Source organism: Streptomyces sp. CBMA152, from assembly GCF_014596475.1.
Lineage (GTDB): Bacteria > Actinomycetota > Actinomycetes > Streptomycetales > Streptomycetaceae > Streptomyces.
Genome location: NZ_MECJ01000031.1, coordinates 59,866 through 81,031, shown reverse-complemented (window position 1 = coordinate 81,031; position 21,166 = coordinate 59,866). Strand labels below are relative to the sequence as shown.

Genomic DNA, 21,166 nt, shown 5'->3' with positions numbered 1-21,166 from the left:
GTCTGTGGCCACGTCAGCTCACCCGCACTCTCGGGTCGAGGAAGACCGTGGCGATGTCCGCGAGGATCGCGCCGATCGCGGTCAGAGCCGCGGCGAAGGCGGCGGTCGCGACCGTACCGTGTACGTCGTTCTTGCTGATGGTCTGGACGAAGTAACGGCCCATGCCGTTCCAGCCGAAGATCGTCTCGGTGATGACGGCCCCGGTGAAGACGGCCGGGACGCCGAACGCCACGGATGCCGCCGTCGGAATGAGCGCGGCCCGCAGGGCGTGCCTGCGGATCGCCTTGGTCCGGGTGAGCCCGGTGGCCCGGGCGGTGCGCACGAAATCGGCGTTGATCGTGTCGAGCAGCAGCGAACGCTGCGTCAGGTGATAGCCGACGTAACCCATCAGCGTCAGCGTCAGGGTCGGCAGGATCAGGTGCAGGCAGCGGTCACCGATCGTCGGGAGCAGCCCTTCGACGTTCGGTGAGTTCTCCCCGGCGACGTAGAGGAAGTGCAGCCCGGCGTGCTGGTTCAGCCAGATGGCGACGAAGACCACGGCGAGCGCGGCGACGGACGTGGGAACGTTGAACACCGCGATGGAGACGGCCTGCGTGAGGCGGTCGGCCCAGCCGTACTGCCGTGACGCGGTGTACACGGCCAGGGTGACGCCGAGCACGACGGACAGGACCGTCGCGATGACGACCAACTCCGCGCTGACGAGCGACCGGTAGCCGATCTCCCCGTTGACGGAGACACCGGTGGGAGACCTCCCCCAGTCGAAGCGGAGAAACACCGAGGTGAACCAGTCCCACCACCGGTGCACCAGCGGCACCTGCGGGTCCAGGTTGTACGGCGCGAGAGCCCGGTCGATCTGGTCCTCGCTGCGGACGGGCCGCAACTCCTTGAAGTTCGACCGCGGATCCAGGAACCAACTGGCAAGGAAATACGTGGAGTTGGTCGCGACCACGATCATCAGAAGCCAGCCGGTCGCCTTGCGCATCACATAGCGCACCACGCGCGCCACCTCCTCGCCGCACGCGAGGGGTGCGCCTCAAAGGCACGGGGTCTGGGGGACGTATACATGCGCGGTGGAGCCTTCTGCAGGGACGGAACGTCAGCACTGAGGTGCTGAGCGCGAGTCTGGTCCGTACCTGGGAACCGACACCAGCATTTGGCCGGTGCCGCCATGAGGCCGAAATGCCGCTGTAGTAAACGGTCCGGAATGGGGCGTTATCTCCGTGATGTGCGTGGTGTAACGGTGGAGGGGATCGCGGTATGCAGCGGTGAGGGATCGGGTTACTTGCCGGGATCTCATTACCTGCCCGAGTCGCTCCAACGGACTTCGCCGTCCACCACGACACCGGACGCGGCAAGCCGAGGGCCCGGGCGATGCCCATGGACGCGTCATGTCCCGGATGGATGTACGCGACCGGCTCGTCCACCCCTCGCGTACGCGGCCAGTGCGCCACGGCGAGTGCCCCCTCGCGCCCGTAACCGCTGCTCTGGTACTCGACACCGATCACCCACGCCGGCGACGCCTCAAGACACCCGACGGCCGGGCGGTACAGCGTGGACTGCACCGGGCAGCCACCCGCACGGCCCTGGTCGAACAACTCCGAGGGCCAGCTGCTGGGCGGCACCGTGTCGTTCATGGCAGCGCACACCCATGCGGCGCCGGTGTTCGGGACCCCCGCCCACTGGGCCGCGTGCCTCCCCGACACGCCGCGCACGGCCCGACAGAGCCCGGAGCGGATCATCGCGATGACCGACGAAGCGTTCCACCTGCGCTTCCTGGCCCAGAGCGCCGTGCCCGACGCGCAGATGACGACCGTCGGCGACGTCGTCCACTTGGCCGACGTCGTCACCGGCTCCGCCGCCACCCTCACCCCGGCAGACGGCGGTTGGCGCGTACGCGAGGGCGGCCCGGTCAAGCTGTGGGAGCGCATCGAGCACGTCCTGGACGCCTACGACACGGCAGGTCGACCGGGCCCGGAGGCCTTCGCTGTGCACGTGTACAACGGCGGCCAGCACCTGCGCCATCCACAGCTGCCCGACCTGCCCCTGCCCCGCCCCCGACCATGATCCGTACCCGACTCCGCCCCGGCGGAGTCGGGGTTGAGCCCCCGCGACGGATCGTTTCAGCTTCACCAGGCGCTGGAACTCTGCGTCCCCTCCTGGGGTCTTTCTCACGCACGGCACGAGCCTAAGCGGCCGGACTGACAGTCCCTTGATCCGACCGGGCCGCACGCTCACAACGGACCGCCCAGGGCCGACGGACCGCCCAGGCCGTCCGGGCGGTCCGCTTCGAGGGTCAGTGTGCGGTCATCAGGCGGGTGTGGAGCACGTCCCCCTTGGGGCCGTCATAAATCCCCAGCCGTACCCGGCCGACCTCGCCCGGCGTGAGCGGGCGGTCCATCCCGTCAACGGGATCGGCGAGCACTGCCTTGTAGCGCTGCGCCTTGTTGTTGCAGTTGACCTGCCTGCCCTTGAGCTTCATATAAAAGTCGGTCCCCGGGGCCGTCAGCTCGATGACGAGGGTGCGCGGCAGACCGGGCCGGCACCGGTAGGTGAACTCGACGGTGGTCGGCGCGGTCAGCCGGTTCGCCAGGATGAACTCGGGCGCGTGGTACGGCTTCCCGCCAGCCTGCGCGGGAACAGCGGTGGCGGTGGTGGCGGCAGCAGCCATCGCCGTGGCGGCGACGATCCTTCGTATGTGCATGGGTTCCCCTGTTCTGTCTCGCGGTGGGTGTGGGATTCCTGACCTGCGATTGTTGTCCGCTGGTCGCCAAGCTCACCAGACCGGGGGTTGTTCGGCAGCCCGGTTCCGGCGTGCCGAACAATCCCGCCACGCACGGCCTCATTTCCCGGCCCGGGGGGAACCCAGCAGCGTGAACCCGAGGACCGTGTCCAGCACAGTGCTGGCCACCCGCCGAACAGCAGACGCGGCCGACAGCGGGTCTCGGCTGCTCTCCTTCGAGGACAACCACGAGCAGACCGAAGCCGCATGGGTACGCAGCGAGTCGGCGCCGGGCGGGCTACCCGGCCCCCGTACCAGGGCAGTGCGGGCTGTCGACCAAGCCGAGGGCGGTAGGGCTGGTGCTCAACCGGTTCACCGAAATGGACGGGCTGGTTGTGTTCGAGACGCACTGCTCCGTCGGGGAGTTGGTGTGTCCGGACTGCTCGACGGTCTCTCGCCGCGTGCACAGCCGGTACGAACGGCACCTCGCTGAACTGCCTGCTGCTGGGCGACGGGTGGTGGGGAGACTGATCGTACGGCGGTTCTTCTGCGACGCTCCCGGCTGTCCGCGTCGCACGTTGGTCGAGCAAGTTGAGTGCCTGACCACCAGATACGCCCGCGCCGGGCCCGGGGTGAAGGGGTAGTGGCGGGCCATCGCACTCGCCGTGGGGGGGATGGCCCGGGACACGGTTGTGCCGCGTCCTGGCGGCGCCAACCGGACGCGCCCGGCTCCTGGACCTGCTGCACGCGTCGCCCGTGCCGGACCGTAGCCCGCGGGGACTGGGCGTCGACGACTTCACGTTCCGCCGGTCTTGGACCTACGGGGCCATCGTGTTGGACGTCGAGACCCCCACGGTCATCGACGTACTGCCGGACCGCACCACGGAGACGCTGGCAGCATGGCTGAGGACGCATCCTGGAGCGGAGATCGTGTGCAGGGACCGCGACAGCGGCTACGGCCGGGCAGTCCGCGAGGCGGCACCGAGCGCGGTCGAGGTGGCCGGCAGGTGGCATCTGCCTCAGAATCTGGCAGCCGCCGTGGAGAAGACCTGCCATCATCACTGTTCCTGCCTGACCCTATGAGGGCTGGGGCTTCCCCTCCCCATGCGTTCGGAGCACTCTCGTTGGGGGGAAAGCCGAGTCCGGGTCGGGAGGCTCGCGATGAAGGCTTACGTCGGGATCGATGTGCATCGTTGCCGGTCGCGGATCGCCGTGATGGACGAGGATGGCCGGACGGCGGTAAACCGAAACGTCCCCAATGGGCGCGAGACGGTGCTGGGTGTGATCGGTGATCTGCCGGTGGGCACGCCGATGGCGTTCGAGGCCGCGTTCGACTGGGGCTGGCTGCTCGAACTACTGCGGGACTACGGGTTCGAGCCGCATATGGCGCATCCACTGCAGTGCAAGGCGACCGCGTCGGCCCGGCTGAAGAACGACAAGGTCGACGCGGCCACCCTGGCTCACCTGCTGCGCACGGATCTGCTGCCAGAGGCCTGGATCGCCCCGATCCGCCGACCAAGCCGACCGGATTCACGCCCAGCCGGTCGTGCCGCTGTTCTCATGGGGTAGTGCAGACCACGTCGACGATCAGTAGGTGTTCGACGTTGTCCGCGTTCGTGGCGCGGAGGTCCCACCCGGTTGCCGTGGGGCTCGACGCGTTGTGGAGGACGTTGCTGTGGCCGGTCCCACCGCCCGCGGTCGGTACTTGGCCGCTCGGACACTCGGTATGGGCCGTTCCCACTCCCCCTGCCGGTAGCGTGATGGAGCTGGAGGCTCTGGAGTGCGGTCGCGAGGAGCATCGGGCGAACGCGTTGACACCCTTGTAGAGGCCGCCCTGGGACTTGGCCCGCGCCGACCAGTAGGTGCCGCCCGAGAACGATCTGCTCAGGTAGTTGTGCCGCGCGGCGGTGGCCCCGCCGCCTGCCGCCACCTGTCCCTGAGGGCATTGAGCGTCGCTGATTGCCTCATCGCCTACTGCGGTAGGACCGACCTGGTGGGTAATGGTCGGATCCGTCGTGCAGATCACCAGGGGGGTCACCGTGCGTGGCTCATCGCTCAGGTTGTCGACGCTGACGTCATAGCCCGTCCCGCCAGGGCTCGCCCCTCGGATGAATACACCGTTGTTCGGATTAACCCTGATGCCGCCCCCGGTGGATGTCTGCCCCTGCGGGCAGAACACCCTGGGCAGATCCCCTTCCTCCTTCGCTCGCAAGGTCACGGCCGGGCCTTCCACCCGTACGACGGAGGCCACCGCGGCCGGGACTTCGGCACTCGTCCCCGGAACCGCCACAGCGGGGCCGGCCAGCGTGCAGGCCAGAACCAACGCGACCCCGGCAGCCGCTCGGCGCGTCACCGACCCGCAGACCGATCGCCGTGAACGGCGCATTTCTCCCTTGCACTTACGTCTCATTCACCCATTCCTTCGTCCACCAGTTCCCTAAGCGGAACCGTGCACCAGGAGGGTGAACCCGTCCCCCGCCCACCGGTGGACACCTGGACCGACTGCCCTCGCTCTTCATCACATCTGGGCACTGGACCTGGCCCAATTGGCGGCAACGCCGCCAGACCGCCTTCCTGATTCCGGCCGACACCCGTGTCGACACCGGAGTGTCGGAAGCTGTCGCTGAGCCTGGCACGACAAGTTCACCCAGAGCCTTGATAGACCGAAGCGGCGAGACTGTAGTCGAAGCCGACGGCCTCCTGGGCAAGGCTTTCCTGAACATCTTGAAACCCGTTCTAGGCATAGCGCCAGATGGACGCCGTACGGGCAGGCGGTGGTGGCCAGCTGTGGCTTGTCTCCCACGTGCCGCCGGGGCAACGGTTGCCACGATCAACTGTGCCGAGGTCCGTGTGCGCCCCGGCGGGGTGCACGAACCACTCGGCCACGAAACAGCCCCATTCGTCGGAGACGTCGCGCTGCCCCGTCCACTCCTGCGGGCCGTGATCCGCCTTCGACCCATGAGCAGTGCTGGCGGTGGCTCCAGCCGTGAGCGGTCTCCGCCTCGCCGCACAGCATCCACCCCCCGCGCACCAGGTGGAGCCGACCGTCATCCCCGGCCACCGCCCAGCTCTCCCCCGCCGGCCCAGGCGGAGGTGACGGCAGGCTGCATGGCCTGTTCTCGGCGTTGGCTACGGCGACCCGGTGCTCGACGGACGCGAGTCCCTGGTGTGCCCAGCGCCAGAGCAACGGTGCACGCCGGTACGGAGGAAGGTCATCCAGGGTGGCCATGGACCGATCGTGGCGCACGGCACTGACAGCCAGCCAAACCCCCAAGTCGCCACACTTCGGGACGGCTCGGCCGGGGCCCCGCAGCAGCGCCGGAGCGGGTGAATATCCCCTCATGTAGCGGGCGCAGCCTTAGCAGTACGCATCCAACTCACCTAGCTTCAAGGGGTATTGATAGCCTTTCATGTCCTCTGTCATGTTCTGCCCGCTACTTTCAGGCGGCCGAGCGAGAGGTGATTGTGACGTCGACCGATAGGTGGCCATTCCGACTTCTCGTTGGCCAGTGCTCCCATGAGCGGTCACTGACTGCGGTTTTGTGCTCAAGATCCCCGAACGCGAGCGCGGCGACGGCCGCCTTCGCCCAGAGGCAGGGACCTCTGGCACTCTTCCACCCAGGGGCCCGGCCCCGGTCGCCGGAGACAATGGTGCCCTCCCCGCCGGCGGCGCGGCCGGGGCACTTCAAGCGTGTGCGGATGGCGCAGTCGCAGACGGGCGCGGCGGCTATTTTCCGGTGGCAACGTCGTCGGCGTCCTTGTCAGCCTTGGCCAGCGCCTTGTCGACGTCGGTGGTGGCCGGCGCGGGCTGGCTGGAGGTGTCCAGGGCGTTCTTTTTCGCCCAGTCGTTGATGGCGTCCGTGACCGCGGCGATGTCGTCGCGCCAGGTGTTGATGCTGTCGGGTTCGTTGTCGGCAGTGAACTGCTTGTCGGCCTTGGCGAAAGCGTCTTGGTAGGTCAGGTCGAGGAGGGCTTGCTGCGTCCAGGGGCCGAACTTGGGGATGCCCCAGGTGGTGCGGCCGGTGTTGAGGCTGTCGCGGTAGTGCTGGACGTTGGCGTGGAGGATTTTCGCGGCGGCGGCGCGGTTCTCCACGGACGCTGTCTTGTGCGGGCCGTCTGATAGGAGGGTCGCGGTGCCGCCGCCGGGGCTGGTCCCGGCGGGTGCGGGGTCGCTGCTGCATCCGGTGAGGAGCAGGCCGGCCACGGCGGTGGTGGCGAGGAGGGTGGCGATGGTTCGGGTCATGGGTCCCCCAGACGTTGCGAGGGACCTATGGCACCGCTTGATCTCGTTGCGGCGTAGGGGTGTTGCTGATTCGTGACGGCGCGCCCGGCCGCCGTTTGACTTCACGGGCAGCCGGGACGCCGTCGTGCCCACTACTCGTCGTAGTGCTCGGAGTGGTTCTCGAACGCGGCTCGGACGTTCGGCTGCTCGCCCTGGTCGTTGATCGCGGAGCCGTTGACCCAGCTCCAGGCAAAGGTGCCGAGCGCGAGGGCGGCGAGTGCGAGGGTGGTGCGGGTCATGGGTTCCCTCCCCGTGTTGCGATCATCGGACGGGGAGATCCTGCACGCCAAAGCGCCTGGCGATCCAATCGGCGCGCCGCGCGCACGGTTCAGCCCGCCCGCCCCTGTCGCACGCGTTCGGTGCAGATTCACAAAGGATGCGTTTCAGGCGTCCGTCGAGGCATGCGGGGAGTAGCCGGACACAACAGCGCCCCCGGCCCAGTTGGGCCCCCGGGCGGAGCACCCGGTGCTCAGGCGGCGACGGTGGTGATCTCGTCGGCCAGGCGGTGCGCGGTGTGGGAGAGCGCACCGGTCGTGGTCCGCGCCAGATCGCGCGCCAGGACGCGGACCGAGGGGACGTAGTGTCCAAAACCGCTGAAGGTGCACACCCGCTCGCCCAACCCGCACACGCGCCCGCAGCACCGACAAAACCCGGGACAACAGGCGCGCACTCCGCCAAGCGCGCCGCCCACCACTCACCTTCACCGAGCGCCCAAGGCTCAACACCGCCCAGTACAACTGAACAACCCGCAGGCCACAGCCTTCCCGCTAGTCAGACCACTGATTCTCGACCCCCCGGTTCCTACTCTGACACGGCACCGGGCACCGCTTCGGCGGTGGGGCCGGTGCCGTTGGTCCGCGTTCAACGACCGATGGTGGCGGCCCAGTTCCCGCGCTTGAGGTGGACCGTGCCGTCCGGGGTGATGGTGAGGGGGACGCCGTACACGGGCAGTCCCCCGGCGGTGTTGAGGCGGGTTCGGATGCGCTCCAGGGCGTCCCACAGGCGCCGGGGCCCGGTCTGGTGGACGGTGGGGTTGTCGAAGTGGTGGGCGCATGCCCTGGCCCAGGAACCGTCGGGGTGCACGAGCCAGGCGGTGCGCTGGCCGTCCGGGCCTTCCTGGTAGGCGGATTCCGTGCCCGGCACGGTGAACTCCAGCATGGAACGCAGCTCCCACGCGTCATCCACGCGCAGGACCGGGTACCGGCCCGTGCTGACGTGCTCGCCGGGCTCGTGAACCTGGTCGCCGAGCTGGGTGTAGAGCGAGGGCGGGTAGTCGTCGCTGTCACGGGTGGCCATGAAGCCGGCCCAGTCGCGGGCCGTCATACCGACCGCGCCGCCGTCGTCCGTCTTGTCCGCGACCACGATCACCGACGTTCGTGCCAGCGTGGTCACCAGGCGTCCGCCGGGCCGCAGCGCGGCCAGCCAGGAGGCCGGGAGGGGGCTCACGGACACCATGGACACGATCCGGTCGTATGTGCCCGGCAGCGGTCCGGTCGCGTCGCGGGCTTCGACCCTGGGGTGCAGGCCCACGCGGTCGAGGCGTTGGGCGGCGGCGTCCGTGAGGTAGCGGTCGATGTCGACAGTCGTCACCTGCCTCTCCGGCAGGCGCCGGCACAGCAGGGCGGCGCCGTACCCGGAGCCGGTGGCCACGTCCAGCACCTCGTGAGCGTCGCCGATGAGCGCGTGCCGATACATCTGGACCACGAGGGAGGGCAGGGTCGAGGACGAGGTGGGCAGCCCGTCAGCGGCCTGGTGCGGGGCGGCGTGGTCGGCGTGGAGGGCGCCGATGCGGGTGACCAGCGTGCGGTCACAGTAGGCCGCCCGCATCCATGTATCGGGATCGGTCGGGCCGTCGCTCAGTTCCCATTCCTGCTTCCCCCGCGCCCACCAGCAAGGGACGAAAACGTGCCGGGGGGTGGTGGTGAGGGGCCCGTGCCAGCGGGAGGCCGGGTGTGCGACCTGGTCCGCGAGCTTTCGCGCGTGCGGCTCCCACGCCGGCTTTGTCACTTCCCGTCCCCTCCGCTGTTTCCGTCGCCGTCCGGGATGCTGTCGTACGCAGGGTCGCACGCCTCCGTGGAAGCGGGGTCGCAGTCGCTCCCGTCCGGCTGGCACATCGTCAGGAGCTGCCCGGCGACGGCTGGCACGAGTCCTCTTTCGGGGTGCAGCTGTCCGGCACACACCCGCCCCGGCGACGGGGCACGCTCGCCATGGCCTTCTGCCAGGCCGGGCCGGTCAGGATCTCGCCGAGCGGCTGGGCAAGGACGTTCGCGACAACCAGAGCCCTGCCGAGCACGCAGCGGGGCCACGTCGCCGCTCGGCAGGACAGCGGCCCGGCCCAGGCCGCAGCGCCCGCACAGCTCAGCCGTACGGAAGGCGCGGCCGAGGGTTTCGGTGGCGCGGCCCACGGCTCGTACCCGGTCGGTCTTGATCCGCTTCGGGTCGACGCCGAGCCGTACGAGATCGTCGCGGGCGCGGGCGGCGTGATTGCCTCCGGGAACGTCCACGATGCCGACCCGCAGCGGGATACCGCGCCGCACCGCCTCGCCGATGTTCGCCCGGGTACGGACGAAGGAGCCCTTGCGGCCGGTCACCTCCTGGTGCCCGGCCGCGGTGGGGCTGTAGTAGCTCGTGGCCAGGGACACCCCGGGCAGTGCGAACAGCTCCCACCACGCCATCACGCAGTGCATGGACCGCTGGCACCTGGGGCACGGCCTGGCCGGGGCGGCCTGGAAGGAAGTCGCCGCGCACAGCGCCTGCTGAGCCAAGATCGGCCCGCCGGTGGCAGACGGCCGACGGGCCGCGACCACCCGCGAACGCTGGTGCCAGGTGCACCAGCTCCTGGACGCCGGGGTGGGTCTGCTCGACTGCTCCCGCCGGCTGAACCTCGTATTGAACACCGTCAAACGCTATGACCGCCACACCGAACCCGGGCTGATGGTCCGGGCTCCGGGCTACCGGCCCACCCTGGTCGACCCCTACCGAGAACACCTGCGCCGACGCCGGGCAGAGAACCCGGCCGTGCCCATCACCCACCTCCTGCACGAGATCAAACAGATGGGCTACCCCGGCAGCGCGAACCTGCTGGTCCGCCACATCAACCAGGGCCGTGTCGAGGCCGACCGCGCCGCCTTGTCCCCGCGCAAGGCCACCGGCCTCCTCCTCGCCGACCCCGCCCGGCAACGCGTCCTGCACGACCAACTCGCTGCGGCCTGCCCGGAGATGACCTCCTGTCCGCCCTGGTGAGCGAGTTCGCCACCCTGCTGTCCCCTTCGCCGGGCAATGCCAAGGCCCTGACCGGCTGGATTGCCCGGGCCCGGGATACCGACCTGCTTTCCTGCACTCTTTCGCCACCGGCCTCGAACGCGACCGGGCCGCCGTCGACGCCGAACTGACCCTGCCCCACCACAACGGACGTATCGAGGGCGTCAACAACAAGATCAAGTTGCTCAAGCGGCAGACCTACGGCCGCGCCGGCTACCGCCTCCTCCGCCACCGCATCCTGCTCAACTGACACTCCAGCGAGCCCAGCGATCAACAGCTACGAAAATGTTGGAAGAGCCGAACGTCTTACAGTCCCTGTCCTCGTCTCCGCGCAACGCGACTTCGGCATCGAGATCGTGGGACCGGTTCCGGGCTCCGCGGTCTGGCAGGCCAAGTGCGACGACGGATTCACGCAGGAGAGCTTCACCATCGACTGGCAGGCCCAGGAGGTGAGCTGTCCCAACGGCAAGCGCAGCAGGGGCTGGTCAGCCAGCAATAGCCAGACCAGAGCCCCGTCATCCGGGTCTGGTTCTCTATCAACGACTGTCGGCCCTGCCCCGTCCGCACCCAGTGCACACGCGGTACCGGCCGGATCGGCAGGCGCCTGACCCTCAGAAACCGCGAAGAACTAGAAGCGCTCCACGAGGCACGCGAAGAGCAGCAGACGGACGAGTGGCGTCGGCGCTACCAGTCGCGCGCGGGCATCGAGAACACGATCTCGCAGGGTGTCCGGCAGATGCGACTGCGACGTTCTCGCTACCACGGCGCCGCCATGACGCACCTTCAGCATCAGTTCACAGAGGCAGCCCTTAACCTCTCACGCATCGACGCCTGGATCACCGAGACACCACGAGGCAGCAGCCGCACCTCCCACTTCCGCCGACTGCGACCGACTACAGACCCCTTGACCACGGACCACCAGACAGACATTTCGGACTGCATCGCCCCTTGACACACCACGTTCCCCCTTGACCATGCAGGCCTTCCAGAGCCACCCAGCGGAATTGGCCAACGGAGTCATGGGCTCGTGCCAGGGGGAAACGCGGCCGTGCATGGACGGTCGCCCCCCAGTCTGCGTCAGGGGAGAGTCGGGGGTGAGTCAGGGTGATGCCCCATGATCGAAACGGTCGTGGCCCGACAGGATGATCGCAAGAGTTCAGCCGACATCCTGACGACATCTGGAGCAGACCCATGAACACGCGCATACGGCGCATCGCGACCCTGGGACTGGCCGGCCTGGCACTGGCCGCCACCACGGCAGGCACCACCGTCCCGGCGTTCGCGGCTTCGCAACCCGCCGGCGCCGTGAGCTCGCCCACGGCCGGGCCGGGGCTTCCGCCGTTGGACCCGGCGGCACTTTCCGCCGCCATCGCGACCCGGCCCGGCGACGACGCGGCCGGGGCCATCGCCCGGGTGGGTGAGCCCGGTCAGCTGTGGCAGGGCTCGACCGTGGACGCGGTCACCGGGAAGCAGATCCCGCTGAACGCGCACTTCCGCATCGGCAGCATCGCCAAGACGTTCGAAGCAACAGTCATCCTGCAACTCGCCGCCGAGGGCCGGCTCGACCTCGACCAGCCGGTCCAGTCCTACCTGCCCGGCCTGCTGCCGGACACCTTCGACCCGATCACCGTCCGCCAGCTGATCAACATGACCAGCGGCCTCCCGGACGTCGGCCAGGGTGCGCCGGAGAAGCCCATCGACGACGAGATCGCGGACCGGTACGACTACCGCAGCTTCGACGAGATCATCCAGTCGACCCTGCGACCTGAGCACCGCCCGTGGCCCGGCCCGAGGTTCGCGCCGGGAACGAAGCAGGAGTACAACTCGCTGGGCTTCCGGATCGCCGGGAAGCTGATCGAGGAGATCACCGGCAACTCGTTCAAGGACGAGGTCACCGATCGCATCCTGAACCCGATGCACCTGAACCAGACTTCGGTGCCCGAGGACGACTCCCGGATGCCCCGGCCCTACGTGCACGGCTACCTCACCGACAGCAAGGGCGGGGTTGTCGACGTCAGCGAGCAGGGCGGCAACCCGTCCAACATGATCTCCACCCCGGCGGACCTCGACCACTTCATCACCGGGCTCTTCAAGGGCCAACTGCTGCCCGCCGCCCACCTCGAAGAGATGTTCACCGTACCCAAGGACAGCGCCGGCAAGCCGCTCCCGCTGAACGCCGGCACCGGCGAGTGCGTCACGGGCGTGGCCTGCTACGGCGCCGGCCTGATGTCGTCGCCACTGCCGAACGGCACCGTACTGTGGGGCAAGACGGGCCACGACTTCGGTTACTCGGACGGCATGTTCGCCACCCGCGACCTGTCCCTCCGGGGCGTCTACTCGGTCTCGACCACCAACTGGGCCTTCGGCCGCTCGCCGGCCCTCGCCCAGCGTCTGCTGCTCGCCACCCTCAACCCGGCGAAGCACTGACCTCCCGAAGGTCGCGGACGCCTCTCCCCGTTCGGTGCCGCCGCGACCACCCACAGGTCAGAATGCCGCCATGTGTTCGATCCGAAAGGCACATGCCGCGTAGTCGGCCGAACGCCCTGCGGTCCGCGCAGTGGCGTCCCCCGAGAGGCACCTCCGTCCGCCGCATCTGACATCTCCGCGCGGACACGTGCGGCGATCCGCCGCACGGAGGGCGAGCACCCGCGGCCGGATGCTGTCGCCATCGCTCTGGCCCGGTATCACCACTACCTTGAGCCGCCCGGCCGCTGGCGCGCACCGGAATACGGCGAGGACTGGGGTGCGCTGGTCAAAGCGCTGCGCAAATGGCGCCAGACAGTGCGCGCGCTCGCCAACCGCCCCCGCTACGTCCTACTTCTCCGGCTCCCAGGCGCGGAGCAGGTCGAGCAGCCCTGCGTCTCCGTCAACGTGCAAGGAGTCGGCCTTGATCCGGTCGTACAGGTAGAGGACCAGCTCACTGGCCGTGCCGTGGACGGCGGCGCCGGCTGCGTCCCAGTCCTCGCCGGTCGCGGCGGTGGGCGCGGGGATGCGGGTGACGCGTGCGCCGTCGCCGTCGACGGTGAGGCGCCAGGAGCGGCCCTCGGCGGCGTGGAAGTCGAAGGCCGTCGGCTTGTGCGGCCAGGCACTCGGCGTTTCGCAGACGACGAACAGGAAGTCCTCCACACCGTCGAGCGCCAGCTCGACCGGCAGCGGCTGCGGGGCGCCCAGGGCGAGCTGCGCGTCGTAGGTGTGCACCGCGCTCTCCTGGACCCGGTGCCGAGCGACACCGCCGGCGGTCTGCGGCGACTGACACGAGGGCCACCACGTCCAGCAACCGCTCTCCGGCCCCGCCGCGCGCAGGGCGCCCAGCAGAAGCTGCGTCGACGCGTCCAGCCAGGCCACCAGGGCCTCACGCTCCTGCGGCACTTCCAGCGCGGCGCGCGCGGCGACGGCCTCGGCCGGGGGCGCGTCGGCGGGCCCCGCGCCGACGATGGCGGCCCAGAAGCGGTCTCCCCCGCCTAGATGCTTCACCAGATCGAACAGCGTCCACCCAGGGCAGGTCGGCACCTGTGCGTCAAGACCGGGCGCGGCGGCGACCACGGCGCGGAAGGCGGTCGACCGTTCATCGATCAGTCGCAACAGGTCGGGGAACTCAAGATTCTTTTCCACGCCGGATTTCTATCACCGTGCCCCGGTGATCGGACAGCGATTTTCACACTCGCCGCCGTGTGGCCACTGCGGACGTCCTCGCCTCCCACCGCTCGGATGACCAGCTGCGCACTGCTTCAAGGACGCTGGTGGTGGCGGTACACCCGGCGTCGTGCCTGCGGGTGCCCTGGCCTCGCCGCGCCGCCGGGCACCTCGGCGACGTGATGTCCACCCGGTGCGCGCGGTCCTGCTGCCGCTCGATGTGATGGACGCGGAGGCCACGACGGCGGGGAAAGACCGGCCGGGCCGGGAGTACAGGCGACTCCCGTTTGACCAGCACTCCTCAGGTTCGGAACAACAACAGCCACTAACTGCTGGGCTGAGCCCTCGAGTTGAGGGTGCTGTCGAGCCAGTCGAAGGTGACCTGGTGGAAGCGGTACATGGCACCCATGTGGCAGTGCTCGCCAGCACCCTCGGCCTCGCGGAGGGTGACCAGTGTATGGGGGCAGGTCAGGGCGGCCTGCACGAGCTGAGGCTGGCCCTGGAAGAACTGGTCGCCCTCGGCGTCCAGGGTGAGCGTCGGACACTCGATGAGCTGGGCCCTGCCTTCCAGGGTGTAGTCGGCGGTCCGGCGGATGTAGTCCGCGACCGAATCGGCGCCGAACGCCCACACGCCGTTGCGCAGGGCCCAGCGGAGCTGGGTGCTGGCCTGCATGAGCAGGCCAGCGACGGGGTTGGCGAGGTCGTCCTGCCCGTTCTCGATCCACTCCCGCAGGAACGGCGCTATGAACCGGGTGTGCGCCTCGTGGTAGTCGTAGAGGCCGTCGTCCAACACCAGGGCCGCCAGGCGGTGTTCATGGGCGGCGGCCCGGGCGGCGAGGTAGCCGCCGAGGCTGTAGCCCAGCAGGGCGATCCGGTCGGGAGCGATCTCGGCGCGGGTCAGCGCGTAGTCGACGACCGGCGTGATCACGGCCTCCCAGTCCGGGCGGAAGGTCAGCCCCTGCTCGCGCAGCACCGCTCCCTGGCCGGGCCCGTCGTAGGCCAGCACGTTGTATCCGCGGCGCGTCGCGGCCGCGGCGGCGGCGAAGTAGGACTCCTCCAGGGTGGAGTCGAAGCCGCTGGTGAAAATGATGGTGGGGCGAGGGGTGCCCGAGTCGTCGACGAGGAAGAGGTAGCCGGGCAGGCTGGCGTCCTCGTAGGGGATGTGTACGGCCTCGACGGGGGTGTCCATGAGGGCTGCGGCGGCCGCGAAGGTTTCGCGGGAGAGCGCGGACAGGCGCTTCACCTCAGGGTCGTGGGCCGGGTCGTCGCGGCGGTAGAACTCGGCAGTGCGGTAGTAATTCGACGCGCGCAGCAGGGCCTCGCGAGCGCTGACCAGGTGTCCGTCGGCCTGGGCGCGGGTGCCGATGGCGTGCACACGCTCGGCGGTGTTCTTCCATTCCCGCAGCCACGCCTCCTCGTCGCCCTCGCCGATGTTCCGGGCAGTGGCCACGACTTCGCCGACGTCGGCGCCGCCGTAGTTGGCGAATCCAGCGGCACGCAAGGTCTCGAAGGAGAACGACTCGTCCTCGAACAGGAAGCGCATGGTGTACTCCAACCCGAAGTCAAGACGGAACGGTTCCGTCTCGTCTGGTTGGAACTGTAGTCCCCGTTCAGTCGAGACGCAATCGTTCCGTCTGGTGATAGGTTCAGCGCATGCCCAGCTCGCCCGCACCTCGGACCCCCACCGCCGCCCCTGAACGCCGGCCTCCCGGTGGCCCCGTGCTCCAGGACTCGGTGACCGAGGCGATCTCGGCCGCTTTCTTCGAGGAACTGGCGACGGTCGGCTACGCACGGCTCTCCCTGGAAGCAGTCGCCAAGCGGGCCGGAGCCGGGAAGGCCGCCATCTACCGCCGTTGGCCCTCCAAACTGGAGATGACCGTCGCCCTGGTCTCGGCGGCCGCCGTGGACGGGCCCGAGACTGCCGACACCGGCACCCTGCGCGGCGACGTGCTCGCCTTCCTCACCGAGCTGGCCGGCGCGCTGCGCCACCGGCTCCCCTCGAAGATCATCCCCGACCTGCTCGCCGAGGGCACCCGCAACCCCGAGCTGGGCCAGGCGCTCTTCACCGCCGTGCGCGACACCCGGCGCAGGCGGGCCAACCGGCTGCTGGACCGGGCGGTCGAGCGCGGGGAGCTCCCCGCGGACGTGGACCGCGAACTCGCGCTGGACCTCCTCGCCGGCCCGCTCTACTGGCGCCTCGCGGTCGTCCAAACCCGGACCGCCCCCGACTACCTGGACCGTCTCGCCGACAAACTCCTCGCCGCTTTTGTCGCCTGACTCCGGTTCCCCGCCCCGCATTCATGTGGGGCCTCGTCTCACATCGCCTTGCCCAAGTCGGTGGACATGAGGTGATGCGGTCCGGACACCAGTGCTGGTCGCTGCCCCCGCACCCGGCGAGCACACCCTCGCCGATCACAAACGCTGGAAAACACCGACGCGTTGGACCCACCGCCGAGACCGGCTGCCCGACACTTACCGAGCCGTCGCCGACCTTGTCTCAGACCGCGGTATCACCGCCTGAGCAACGTGCCGAGCAGGGCAGACACGTCTCGCCCGCAATCACGCACCAACTCGTTGGCAGGCCTCTTGGAATCGATCATCTGGGCTGGCGCGGTGACTGATGAGCAGGAGCGGAGGCGGCCGTCGGGAGTGTGGGCCACGACGGTAGGGGTGGCCAGAGTGCGGGCGCTGGACACATGCCCCGTACGACGTTGCACCTGTCGAGGATCATCACCCGCTCTACGACTACCTCGGCCGCGCGCAGGGCCGTTCTGCCCGATCCGGGCCGCCTGCTTGTCATGGATGCGATCACCGGGTCCGATCACCGTCGCTCAAGGAGCGGGGCGTCTCGACGCCCGATACGCACGCTCGCCCTCTGGGCGGACGACGGGGGTTCAAAGACAGGCTCTCACCGAGGTGGGTTGCCCTGTGGCGCCGCGAGCTGGGCAGCGTCGTCATGTGCGTCGTGGCATCGTGATGGCATGACCTTCGACGTTCGCCCGGCATCGGTGTTGGAGGATGTTCGGGCCCTGGTCGGTCCGAAGTCGCCTGGTGCCAACGTCTGCTGGTGCTTGAGCTACCGGCTTCCGTCCAAGCTCAACAACCAGCTCCGTGGACCGGCCCGTGGCGAGTACGTAGGCGAGCTGTGCCGTAGGCAGCCCCCGCCGGGGGTGCTCGCCTATGACGGCGATGAGCCGGTCGGCTGGGCCGCGGTGGCACCGCGTTCGGGCACGTCCTTCGCCCGCAGCCGCACCATCCCGCACCTTGACGACCTGCCGGTGTGGTCCCTGTGGTGCATCCGCGTCCGCCCAGGTCACCGGGGGCAGGGCATCTCGCACGCTCTGATCGCCGGGGCGGTCGAGTTCGCCCGCTCCCACGGTGCACCGGTGATCGAGGCGTACCCCCTGGACAGCGGTGAGGCCCGGGTCGACACGACGATGGCGTACGCCGGGATCCGGAAGAACTTCGAACGCGCTGGATTCACCCATGCCGCCGACACCACCTCGGTGCTGGCCGGTCATCCTCGGGTCCTCATGCGGCTCGACTTGCGCTGACCGGTCCGTTCCGGGCCTCAGCGGCCGGCTCCCTGGACCGGCCGCCCCACCGGATGCCCTTCTCACTGCGGACGCGGGCCCGTTCCCGGCGCTGTGCGGCCAGAATGAGTGGGTCAGTTGGGTGCTACCACTTCGCAACACAATGCACACGCCCTCGGACTCCTGACCCACAGTCAGGAGCCCAGCCGTCGGAGAAATCCGGGAGCGAGCGTCGAAGATCGCTGGGTATAGTGCAGCCGCTTTGCCCCGATGACCCCGCCGCCGAGGAGGCCGTCCCATGGAACCCGTCACGCTGATCACCGGTGGCTCGACCGGAATCGGCGCCGCCACCGCCCGCGCCCTGCTCAAGCAGGGCAACCGCGTGGCCGTCACCGGACGCGACGTGAGCAAGCTGGCCGCCTTCGCCACCACCGCGGGGGCGGGCGAGCGGCTGCTCACGATCACCGGCGACGCCGGCGAAGCAGATGACGTCGCCGCCGCCGTCCGTCACGTGCTGGACACCTGGGGCCAGTTGGACAACGTCATAGCCAACGCTGGTTTCTCCCTGCCCGGCAACCTGGAGACCCACGCCCCTGAGGACATGCGCGCCATGATCCTCACCAACGTCCTGGGCCCCGCCCTGCTCATCCAGGAGACCCTGCCCCACCTGCGGACCTCCAAGGGCCGAATCGTGATCATCGGCTCGGTCGCCGGCGTCCGCCACACCCCCGGCAACCTCTACTCCGTCACCAAGTGGGCCGCCCACGCCCTCGCCGAGAACACCCGCCTCCTGGTCGGCCAGGACGGAATCGGCGTCACCGTTGTCGCCCCCGGCATCGTGGACACCCCCTTCTGGCACGCCCGCGGCGGCACCCCCGAGACAGCCGCCACGATGACCGCCGAACAGATCGCGGACACCATTGTGTTCGCCGTCAACCAGCCCGCGGGCGTGGACATCAACCACATCACGGTGCGGCCGACGGGGCAGGCTGGCTGAGGCAGAGCTCCCAAGGGACGTACGGGGAGGCGTCTTTGGCCCCGCCAAGCATGGTGCGGCGCGGGCCCGGGGCACCCTCGGATCTGAGCCGCCACCCTCGCAGCGTCCCTAAGACATCGTCACCGCCATTGCCTTGATCATCCGGCTATGGACCCGAGGTCCTCTCACCACGCAAGGAAGCGGTAGGCCAGAGCCAGATCGACCACCTCTGCCACTGCCGGATTCCGGCTCTTGGGCCAGAAGATCAAGCCGCTCACATAACCGCTGGGCCAGGCAAGGACCCGGTCAAGCGCCTCCAATATGCCGCTGGCCTCGGCATCGTCGGCGTAGTCCCCGCCCGTGAACTTCTGCACCAGTGCGACAGCGGATTCGGGTGCCATCACCGTCTCCTTCGAGAAGAAGCGGCAGCTTAGCGGCTCACGTGACCGACCGGGCAACCCCTAGTTGAGGATCGTTGAGGCGGCGCGGACGCTCCGCTGAGGCGTCCATGGCAACGGCAACCCGTCACCCGCAGCACGCGGAACAACGGGGACACCACTCCGACAGCAACGGCCACCTCCACTACCGCACCATCACGGTACGCAGCCTGTAGGACAGGCGAGGTCAGGCGCTGAAGGGGCTGTCGGTATGGGATTCGTCCCGCACCGGCGGCCCCTTCGTTCGTCCGTCGTCAGGGTCGTCAGGCCTGCGGCACCGGAAACGCGACCGGACTGCGCCGCCCGGCGCGGCCGACGGCCCGCACCCCGAAGAACACGTTGTCCTTGGAGAGCGGGACCGTGCACCGCGTGACGTCCCCGACGCGCAGCACATGGGTCCACTCGGACGAGGTCGTCTCGCGCCACACCAGCTCGTACCCGGCGATGTCCGGTTCCGGGCCGCGCTGCCACACCAGCTCGGTGGAGTTGCCGAGCGCGCTGGTGACGATCTTGACACCGCGCGGGGTCCCGGGGGCCTGCGCGAGGGTCCACAGCGCGGCGGCGTTGACCCGGGCGACGCGCGCGATGAATCCGAAGTCGCAGAACTCGGGCAGATCGCCGTACTGCTTCCCGTCCACGACCCGCACGTCCTGGTGCTGATGGGCGTAGTTCTCGGCGGGCTCGGTGAACCGGGCCGCCGGATACCCCCGTTCCAGGAACGGGATGTGGTCCCCGCTGCGCAGATAGCGGTCGCGCCGGTAGACCACCCGTATCCGCATGCCGGTGGCGTCGTTGTCGGCGGTGTCGCGGACGAACCGGGCCAGCTGCCGCGAGGGCGAGTCGTTCTCGCCGCCCACCGACCGCCGCACGGCGGCCTCCTCGGCTGTCTCGGCCGTGGGCACGCCCTCGGCGAAGAGCCGGATCGTGTGCGGGTCGCGGGTGCCGTCCTCGGCGGTGGGGCTGCCGACGATGTCGTTGGTGAACATCCCCTGCACATCGGCCTTGCGGCTTTTGAAGACCTCCGCCATGTGGCCCGATCCGTACAGCCCCTGCTCCTCGCCCGCGACCGCCGCGAAGACGATGGTCGCGGCGGGCCGCCGTGCCGCCATCACCCGGGCGAGCTCCAGGACGACGGCGACTCCCGAGGCGTCGTCGTCGGCGCCGGGCGCGTCGGCGGTGGCGTTCATGGGGTCGCTGTTGCGCGAGTCGTAGTGCCCGGAGACGACGTAGATGCGTTCCGGGGCGACCGAGCCGCGCAGGGTGGCGATGACATTGGTGATGCGGGTGGGCACGGGAATGCGGTTCGCGGGCGGCTGGACGTACGACTGGAGCTCGACGCTCATCCGCCCGTCCGACACCGCCGCGCAGGCCCGCAGTTCGGCGGCGATCCAGTCCCGCGCCGCCCCGACGCCCCGTACGAGGTCGTCCTGCGCGGAGACGGTGTGCCGGGTCCCGAACGACACGAGCTTGCGGACGGTGGCCTCGATGCGGTCGGGGTCGATCTCCCGCAGGAGCGCCCGGAGTTCGGGCGGGGGATGCTGGGAGGTGCCGACTGCCCGCTGCCCTTCGGCGGCGGACGCCGTGGGCATCCCGAGCACCGCCGCCCCGGCCGTGGCCGCCGTCAGGACCGTACGCCGGGCGGTGCCTGCGTTCGCGTTGCTTCCGCTGCTGTTTCCGGTGTCTCCGGAGTCTCCCCTGGGCTGCTGCGACATGACGCCATCGTCATGCCCCCTTCAAATGCCCGCAAGGGCGCAGAGTGGCCGCAAGGGCACGGGTGTTCAGAAGGAAGGTCGGGTCAGTGTCACGTCGAGCTGCTCGCTGCCGGGGGCGCCCGGTCGGCGACCACAGCGAGCCCGCCGCACATCCGGTGACCGTCGAAGACAGTGATCCCGTTTGACACGGAACTCCCGCCCCGAGCAACTAACTTGAGCCGCCCCTAAGCCGCCCCCTCCCGGGCCTGGTCCGCTACGTGAGGGTCGCTGAGGCGGCGCGGGCGCTCTCCTGCGGCGTCCACGGCAACGGCAGCCCGTCACCCGCAGCACGCGGAACCACATGAACATGAAGGTGGCCGACGCTCTGGGTCGCCGTGGCTCCGACGCTGGTGACCAAGTTCAGGTCGCAGCCGAGGTCGGCGCCCGGCTCGGCTGCGCGCGCCATCGTCCACGCGGTGACGGCCGGGGCGATGACGGCGGTCTCGACGTGACGGCGCGGGATCACCAGGGTACGTCCGGCGGTCACACCGCCGCGCGGCACGATCGCCAGCGCGTCATCCCATGCGCGCACCACGGTGGCAGGCTCGGCGCACGGCTCATGCGGGAGACCTCC

23 protein-coding genes and 2 pseudogenes are annotated in these 21,166 nt (G+C 69.4%); 13 read left to right on the top strand and 12 right to left on the bottom strand.

Features of this window, described 5'->3' with window-relative positions; genetic code table 11:
• Positions 1-13 precede the first annotated feature (13 nt).
• Positions 14-997 carry an ABC transporter permease gene (locus BG418_RS31685; RefSeq protein WP_188277492.1) on the bottom strand — a complete coding sequence of 328 codons (984 nt, stop codon included), beginning with the start codon at positions 995-997 and terminating at the stop codon, positions 14-16.
• A 599-nt stretch (positions 998-1,596) separates the two neighbouring features.
• Between BG418_RS31685 and BG418_RS31680 the strand changes: the two are divergent.
• Positions 1,597-2,064, top strand: a pseudogene (locus BG418_RS31680) (SAM-dependent methyltransferase); the annotation flags it as partial.
• Between the two features lie 229 nt (positions 2,065-2,293).
• Here the strand turns inward: BG418_RS31680 and BG418_RS31675 are convergent.
• Positions 2,294-2,701: a hypothetical protein gene (locus BG418_RS31675; RefSeq protein ID WP_188277491.1), complete on the bottom strand. Its 408-nt coding sequence runs from the start codon at positions 2,699-2,701 to the stop codon at positions 2,294-2,296.
• Positions 2,702-3,099: 398 nt separating this feature from the next.
• Between BG418_RS31675 and BG418_RS41260 the strand changes: the two genes are divergently transcribed.
• From BG418_RS41260 to BG418_RS31660, 3 genes are all read left to right on the top strand, one after another.
• Complete coding sequence (locus tag BG418_RS41260; RefSeq protein ID WP_188277490.1) at positions 3,100-3,363, top strand: transposase family protein; 264 nt, start codon at positions 3,100-3,102, stop codon at positions 3,361-3,363.
• 112 nt (positions 3,364-3,475) lie between these two features.
• Positions 3,476-3,802, top strand: coding sequence for a transposase (locus BG418_RS31665; RefSeq protein ID WP_188277489.1), 327 nt, complete (start codon positions 3,476-3,478; stop codon positions 3,800-3,802).
• A gap of 78 nt (positions 3,803-3,880) precedes the next feature.
• Positions 3,881-4,288, top strand: a complete 408-nt coding sequence (locus BG418_RS31660; protein ID WP_188277488.1) for a transposase — start codon at positions 3,881-3,883, stop codon at positions 4,286-4,288.
• 2,158 nt (positions 4,289-6,446) lie between these two features.
• On the opposite strand, the gene BG418_RS31655 is transcribed toward BG418_RS31660, so the two are convergent.
• The 5 genes from BG418_RS31655 to BG418_RS31635 all read right to left on the bottom strand — a co-directional run bounded on the left by BG418_RS31655 (position 6,447) and on the right by BG418_RS31635 (position 9,688).
• Entirely contained in the window at positions 6,447-6,962 is a 516-nt protein-coding gene (locus BG418_RS31655) for a hypothetical protein (protein WP_188277487.1), read from the bottom strand.
• Positions 6,963-7,093: 131 nt separating this feature from the next.
• A complete protein-coding gene (locus tag BG418_RS31650) occupies positions 7,094-7,240 on the bottom strand; it encodes a hypothetical protein (protein WP_188277486.1) in 147 nt (48 codons plus the stop codon).
• 230 nt (positions 7,241-7,470) lie between these two features.
• Positions 7,471-7,608, bottom strand: coding sequence for a hypothetical protein (locus BG418_RS31645; protein WP_188277485.1), 138 nt, complete (start codon positions 7,606-7,608; stop codon positions 7,471-7,473).
• A gap of 254 nt (positions 7,609-7,862) precedes the next feature.
• A complete protein-coding gene (locus BG418_RS31640) occupies positions 7,863-8,828 on the bottom strand; it encodes a methyltransferase domain-containing protein (protein WP_223185735.1) in 966 nt (321 codons plus the stop codon).
• Positions 8,829-9,004: 176 nt separating this feature from the next.
• Entirely contained in the window at positions 9,005-9,688 is a 684-nt protein-coding gene (locus BG418_RS31635; RefSeq protein WP_188277483.1) for a radical SAM protein, read from the bottom strand.
• A gap of 91 nt (positions 9,689-9,779) precedes the next feature.
• On the opposite strand from BG418_RS31635, the gene BG418_RS31630 reads away from it, so the two are divergent.
• The 5 genes from BG418_RS31630 to BG418_RS31615 all read left to right on the top strand — a co-directional run bounded on the left by BG418_RS31630 (position 9,780) and on the right by BG418_RS31615 (position 12,689).
• Positions 9,780-10,244, top strand: coding sequence for a hypothetical protein (locus BG418_RS31630; RefSeq protein ID WP_188277482.1), 465 nt, complete (start codon positions 9,780-9,782; stop codon positions 10,242-10,244).
• On the top strand, positions 10,241-10,393 hold the full coding sequence (locus tag BG418_RS40220) for a hypothetical protein (protein ID WP_223185734.1): 153 nt from the start codon (positions 10,241-10,243) through the stop codon (positions 10,391-10,393). The genes BG418_RS31630 and BG418_RS40220 overlap by 4 nt, the downstream gene beginning before the upstream one ends.
• Complete coding sequence (locus BG418_RS31625; protein WP_223185753.1) at positions 10,336-10,512, top strand: transposase; 177 nt, start codon at positions 10,336-10,338, stop codon at positions 10,510-10,512. The genes BG418_RS40220 and BG418_RS31625 overlap by 58 nt, the downstream gene beginning before the upstream one ends.
• A 267-nt stretch (positions 10,513-10,779) precedes the next feature.
• Positions 10,780-11,214 carry a transposase gene (locus BG418_RS41255; RefSeq protein WP_188277572.1) on the top strand — a complete coding sequence of 145 codons (435 nt, stop codon included), beginning with the start codon at positions 10,780-10,782 and terminating at the stop codon, positions 11,212-11,214.
• A 239-nt stretch (positions 11,215-11,453) separates the two neighbouring features.
• Positions 11,454-12,689, top strand: coding sequence for a serine hydrolase (locus BG418_RS31615; protein ID WP_188277481.1), 1,236 nt, complete (start codon positions 11,454-11,456; stop codon positions 12,687-12,689).
• Positions 12,690-13,076: 387 nt separating this feature from the next.
• Here BG418_RS31615 and BG418_RS31610 read toward each other — a convergent pair whose 3' ends face one another.
• The gene (locus BG418_RS31610; RefSeq protein WP_188277480.1) at positions 13,077-13,874 is read right to left on the bottom strand and encodes a maleylpyruvate isomerase family mycothiol-dependent enzyme; all 798 of its coding nucleotides are present in this window, start codon (positions 13,872-13,874) and stop codon (positions 13,077-13,079) included.
• Positions 13,875-14,220: 346 nt separating this feature from the next.
• A complete protein-coding gene (locus BG418_RS31605) occupies positions 14,221-15,438 on the bottom strand; it encodes a S9 family peptidase (protein ID WP_188277479.1) in 1,218 nt (405 codons plus the stop codon).
• A gap of 110 nt (positions 15,439-15,548) precedes the next feature.
• Between BG418_RS31605 and BG418_RS31600 the strand changes: the two genes are divergently transcribed.
• The 4 genes and pseudogenes from BG418_RS31600 to BG418_RS31590 all read left to right on the top strand — a co-directional run bounded on the left by BG418_RS31600 (position 15,549) and on the right by BG418_RS31590 (position 18,425).
• Complete coding sequence (locus tag BG418_RS31600) at positions 15,549-16,172, top strand: TetR-like C-terminal domain-containing protein (protein ID WP_188277478.1); 624 nt, start codon at positions 15,549-15,551, stop codon at positions 16,170-16,172.
• Positions 16,173-16,290: 118 nt separating this feature from the next.
• Positions 16,291-16,416: pseudogene (locus tag BG418_RS40970) on the top strand (transposase); the annotation flags it as partial.
• Positions 16,417-16,876: 460 nt separating this feature from the next.
• On the top strand, positions 16,877-17,449 hold the full coding sequence (locus BG418_RS31595) for a GNAT family N-acetyltransferase (RefSeq protein ID WP_188277477.1): 573 nt from the start codon (positions 16,877-16,879) through the stop codon (positions 17,447-17,449).
• A 277-nt stretch (positions 17,450-17,726) separates the two neighbouring features.
• Complete coding sequence (locus BG418_RS31590; RefSeq protein ID WP_188277476.1) at positions 17,727-18,425, top strand: SDR family oxidoreductase; 699 nt, start codon at positions 17,727-17,729, stop codon at positions 18,423-18,425.
• 164 nt (positions 18,426-18,589) lie between these two features.
• Here the strand turns inward: BG418_RS31590 and BG418_RS31585 are convergent, their stop codons facing one another.
• From BG418_RS31585 to BG418_RS31575, 3 genes are all read right to left on the bottom strand, one after another.
• Positions 18,590-18,805 carry an e9imm peptide gene (locus BG418_RS31585; RefSeq protein WP_188277475.1) on the bottom strand — a complete coding sequence of 72 codons (216 nt, stop codon included), beginning with the start codon at positions 18,803-18,805 and terminating at the stop codon, positions 18,590-18,592.
• Positions 18,806-19,104: 299 nt separating this feature from the next.
• Positions 19,105-20,553, bottom strand: coding sequence for a M20/M25/M40 family metallo-hydrolase (locus BG418_RS31580; protein ID WP_188277474.1), 1,449 nt, complete (start codon positions 20,551-20,553; stop codon positions 19,105-19,107).
• A 253-nt stretch (positions 20,554-20,806) separates the two neighbouring features.
• Positions 20,807-21,127, bottom strand: a complete 321-nt coding sequence (locus BG418_RS31575) for an HIT domain-containing protein (RefSeq protein ID WP_188277473.1) — start codon at positions 21,125-21,127, stop codon at positions 20,807-20,809.
• Positions 21,128-21,166 lie beyond the last annotated feature (39 nt).

Coding starts and splice junctions, on each gene's coding strand:
- BG418_RS31675 (WP_188277491.1), bottom strand. CDS start 2,701: ATGCACATACGAAGGATCGTCGCCGCCACGGCGATGGCTGCTGCCGCC.
- BG418_RS41260 (WP_188277490.1), top strand. CDS start 3,100: ATGGACGGGCTGGTTGTGTTCGAGACGCACTGCTCCGTCGGGGAGTTG.
- BG418_RS31660 (WP_188277488.1), top strand. CDS start 3,881: ATGAAGGCTTACGTCGGGATCGATGTGCATCGTTGCCGGTCGCGGATC.
- BG418_RS31655 (WP_188277487.1), bottom strand. CDS start 6,962: ATGACCCGAACCATCGCCACCCTCCTCGCCACCACCGCCGTGGCCGGC.
- BG418_RS31650 (WP_188277486.1), bottom strand. CDS start 7,240: ATGACCCGCACCACCCTCGCACTCGCCGCCCTCGCGCTCGGCACCTTT.
- BG418_RS31640 (WP_223185735.1), bottom strand. CDS start 8,828: ATGCGGGCGGCCTACTGTGACCGCACGCTGGTCACCCGCATCGGCGCC.
- BG418_RS31635 (WP_188277483.1), bottom strand. CDS start 9,688: ATGCACTGCGTGATGGCGTGGTGGGAGCTGTTCGCACTGCCCGGGGTG.
- BG418_RS31615 (WP_188277481.1), top strand. CDS start 11,454: ATGAACACGCGCATACGGCGCATCGCGACCCTGGGACTGGCCGGCCTG.
- BG418_RS31605 (WP_188277479.1), bottom strand. CDS start 15,438: ATGCGCTTCCTGTTCGAGGACGAGTCGTTCTCCTTCGAGACCTTGCGT.
- BG418_RS31600 (WP_188277478.1), top strand. CDS start 15,549: ATGCCCAGCTCGCCCGCACCTCGGACCCCCACCGCCGCCCCTGAACGC.
- BG418_RS31595 (WP_188277477.1), top strand. CDS start 16,877: ATGACCTTCGACGTTCGCCCGGCATCGGTGTTGGAGGATGTTCGGGCC.
- BG418_RS31590 (WP_188277476.1), top strand. CDS start 17,727: ATGGAACCCGTCACGCTGATCACCGGTGGCTCGACCGGAATCGGCGCC.
- BG418_RS31585 (WP_188277475.1), bottom strand. CDS start 18,805: ATGGCACCCGAATCCGCTGTCGCACTGGTGCAGAAGTTCACGGGCGGG.
- BG418_RS31580 (WP_188277474.1), bottom strand. CDS start 20,553: ATGTCGCAGCAGCCCAGGGGAGACTCCGGAGACACCGGAAACAGCAGC.